General features: G+C 64.9%; 4 protein-coding genes. 1 reads left to right on the top strand and 3 read right to left on the bottom strand.

The window, feature by feature from the left end:
- Positions 1-94 precede the first annotated feature (94 nt).
- Positions 95-973 carry a DMT family transporter gene (locus WBB85_RS20755; RefSeq protein ID WP_432640485.1) on the bottom strand — a complete coding sequence of 293 codons (879 nt, stop codon included), beginning with the start codon at positions 971-973 and terminating at the stop codon, positions 95-97.
- Complete coding sequence (gene mnmD, locus WBB85_RS20750; protein WP_432640484.1) at positions 970-1,656, bottom strand: tRNA (5-methylaminomethyl-2-thiouridine)(34)-methyltransferase MnmD; 687 nt, start codon at positions 1,654-1,656, stop codon at positions 970-972. Before mnmD ends, WBB85_RS20755 begins: the two co-directional genes overlap by 4 nt.
- Positions 1,657-1,698: 42 nt before the next feature.
- On the opposite strand from mnmD, the gene WBB85_RS20745 reads away from it, so the two are divergent.
- The gene (locus WBB85_RS20745) at positions 1,699-2,766 is read left to right on the top strand and encodes an NAD(P)/FAD-dependent oxidoreductase (RefSeq protein WP_432640483.1); all 1,068 of its coding nucleotides are present in this window, start codon (positions 1,699-1,701) and stop codon (positions 2,764-2,766) included.
- Here the strand turns inward: WBB85_RS20745 and WBB85_RS20740 are convergent.
- Positions 2,763-3,317, bottom strand: coding sequence for an NADPH-dependent FMN reductase (locus tag WBB85_RS20740; protein WP_432640482.1), 555 nt, complete (start codon positions 3,315-3,317; stop codon positions 2,763-2,765). The genes WBB85_RS20745 and WBB85_RS20740 overlap by 4 nt on opposite strands.
- Between the last annotated feature and the right edge of the window lie 138 nt (positions 3,318-3,455).

Raw genomic sequence — 3,455 nt, 5'->3', positions numbered from 1 at the left:
CTGACCCCCATATCTGCCATACAGACAGGGAATCACAGATCAAGCATCGGGGGAATCCTGAATCTCGAAAACCGCAACACGCTCTAAACCCACCTTACACCGGCGTCGGCGCTTTCACGCGCGCGCGCCAGAGGGTGAAAAGGCCCGCCCCCACGACGATCACCGCGCCGATCGCCACATTTGGCTCCAGCACCTCACCGAAGACCGCCATTCCGAGTGCTGTGGCAAAGATGAGTTGCAGATAGGCGAAGGGTTGGATCGCGCTCGCCTCGGCCACTTCCAGTGCCCGGATCATCAGCCAGTGGGCCGTGGCTGCCGTGCAGCAAAGTACCGCCATCCAGCCCCAGTCCGGCAGGCTCATCGGTTCCCAGTGGAACATTCCGACCCCGGTCATCACCACGGCCCCCGTCACCCCGGTCCAGAAGAAGCTGACGGCCGAGCGGTCCTTGCGGGCGACGTAGCGGGTCAGCAAGCCGTAGAGTGCGAACATGAGCGCCGCGACCAGCGGCACCAGTGCGGCGGGCGAAAAGACCCGGTAGCCGGGTTCGAGGATGATCAGGATACCGACAAAGCCGATGCCGATCGCCGTCCAGCGCCGCCAGCCGACCTTTTCGCCAAGAACTGGGCCCGAAAGCGCTGCGATCAGCAGGGGATAGGAGGTGAAGACGGCATGGCTTTCGACAAGACCGAGCAGCGTGAAGGCGGTGACCATGACGCAGATCTCGGTCGCCAGAAGCACCCCGCGGAAGATCTGGATCAGCGGGAAATGCGTCTTCGTCGCCGCGCGGATGCCGCCTGCCTTGCGCGATGCGACCGTCATCACGAAGATCGCGAAGAACCAGTAGCGGATCATAACCACCATATAGACGTTGTATTCGCTGGCCAGATGGCGCGAGATGCCGTCCTGCATGGCGAAGACAAAGCTGGTTGCGGTCATCAGGATCGCGCCGAGTCGGAAGTTCTGGTCGTTCATCGCGCCCCGTCCAATACCCCGCGACTCATATGCCGCTTATGGCCATATCCCTTGGTCCGCTCTACCTGAAACCCCGCCGTCTGCAATCCCCTGCGCACGAAGCCCGCCGCGGTGTAGGTGGCGAATGTGCCGCCCGGCGCGGAGTGTCGGGCGACCTCTGCCATCAGGTCTTCGGACCAGAGTTCGGGATTCTTGGCGGGGGAAAAGCCGTCGAGGAACCAGGCATCGGCCCGGTGCGACCAGTCGGGCAAGGTCACGCGCGCATCGCCCACGATCACCGCGACATCGACGGAGCCAATGGCGAAGCGGCGCTTGCCATCAGCCCATGCGGTCAGAAGCGGCTCCGCCTCGGCCCGCAGCTCGGGAAAGGCCGCCAAGGCGCGGTCCATATCGGCGGCGGGCATCGGGAAAGCCTCGAAACTTGTATAGGAGAGCCGCCCCTCCGTCCCCGCCCGGCGCCATGCGATCAGGGTCGCAAGCAGATTGAGGCCGGTGCCGAAACCCAGTTCGGCAATGCGAAACCCGTCGCCGAACCGTCCGGGCAGGCCGTTACCGTCCAGAAAGACATGCCGGGTTTCGGCCAGCCCGTCGGTCGGCGAGAAATAGGGATCGTCGAAGAGCGACGAGACGGGCGTGCCGCCGTCGCGCCAATTGACCTGCTCGCTCTGGTTCTTAAGGCTCATCTGCCGTACCCCTCAGGCGGCAGTTAGGCGAAGGACGGGCCGATGGCAATCGTGGATGTGACGGTGATGGGGGGTGGCATCTTCGGACTGGCCATAGCCTGGGACTGCGTTCGGCGGGGCGCGAGGGTGTCACTTTACGAACGCGACCGGATTGGCGCGGGGTCATCGGGCGGCATTGTCGGGGCGCTTGCGCCGCATGTGCCCGAACAGTGGAACCCCAAGAAGGCGTTTCAGCTGGAAAGCCTGCTGATGGCGGAAGGGTTCTGGCGTGAGGTGGCGGAGGTTTCGGGTATCGATCCGGGCTATGCACGGCTCGGCCGGGTGCAGCCACTGGCCGATACCGCCGCCGTGGCGCTGGCGCGGGGCCGGGCTGACGGCGCGGCGGCGCTCTGGCAGGGCCGGGCTGAATGGCGCGTTGTGCCCGCGCGCGATGACGGATGGGCACCCGAAAGCCCCTCGGGCTGGCTGATCCAGGATACCCTGTCAGCCCGGTTGCATCCAAGGCAGGCGGCAACGGCTCTGGTGGCGGCGATCCGCGCCAAAGACGGGGTGGTGACCGAGGCCGCGTCGGGGCCTCCGGCGGGAGTATTTGAGAACAGAAGAAACGGCACGGTGGTCTGGGCGACGGGTGTTGCCGGTCTGACCGAGCTTTCAGGTGATCTCGGCCGGACGGTCGGTGTCGGGGTAAAGGGGCAGGCGGCGCTTTTCCGGTGCGACGCCCGCGACCAGCCGCAGCTCTTCGTCGAGGGCTTGCATATCGTACCGCATGGCGACGGGACCGTGGCGGTGGGGTCAACCTCGGAGCGCAGTTATGACGCGGTGGATACCACGGATACACAGCTCGATGCGCTGATCGACCGGGCGCGCACCGCCTGTTCGGCCTTGCGCGATGCGCCGGTGATCGAACGTTGGGCCGGGCTGCGGCCGCGGGCAAAAAGCCGGACGCCGATGCTGGGGGAATGGCCCGGGCGTCCGGGCCATTTCGTCGCCAATGGCGGGTTCAAGATCGGCTTTGGCATGGCGCCGAAAGTGGCGCAGGTGATGGCCGATCTGGTGCTCGACGGGTGCGATGTGATCCCCGACGGCTTTCGCGTCGGGGACAGTCTTTAGGCGGCCACCGCCAGCCGCGCGGTCTCGGCCCGAAGGGCTGTCATCAACGCACCGAGCACCTCGACAGAGGTTTCGTCGATAAGCCGTCCCTGATCGTCGAACGCATTGCCCGAATTCGCGATCATCACCTCTGGTCCGGTCAGCAGGCGCGGGCGGAACGGCGTAACCGCGAGGCGAAGCGAGGATTGCGCCCGTGCCCCGCCGGTCCGCCCTGCGGCAGCCGAAACGATGGCGACCGGTTTGTCCTGCCAGACAGGCATACCGGTGCGGCTGACCCAGTCGAGCGCATTCTTCAGGACGCCCGGCAGGGCTGAATTGTATTCCGGGGTCGAAATGACGATGGCATCGGCTGCTGCGATCTGATCGGCAAGCTGCGTCACCTCGGCGGGGATGCCGCGCGCCTCAAGATCACCGTCATAAAGCGGCAGGCGCAGGTCTGCCTCGGTAAACTCTGCCGGGCCGAAAAGCCGCGCGGCCTCGTGCACAAGCTTGCGATTGGTCGAACCGGCGCGGAGCGCACCGGCGATGCCGAGAAGTCTTGGGCGGGTCATGATGCCTCCTGGTTGTGTGCAAAAAAGACATTATTCAGAAGATGGTTTCACTTCAATCTTCCGGAATGCACATAGCATTTGCGCATCAGCCGAGCGCTCTTTCGAAGGTGAAACTGGTCGGACGGTCATAAACCTCAT

Origin of the sequence: Albidovulum sp. (genome assembly GCF_049646345.1) — a bacterium.
Classification (GTDB): domain Bacteria; phylum Pseudomonadota; class Alphaproteobacteria; order Rhodobacterales; family Rhodobacteraceae; genus Albidovulum.
Note: the sequence above shows the minus strand (reverse complement) of the source record. Positions and strands in the feature narration are given on the sequence as shown.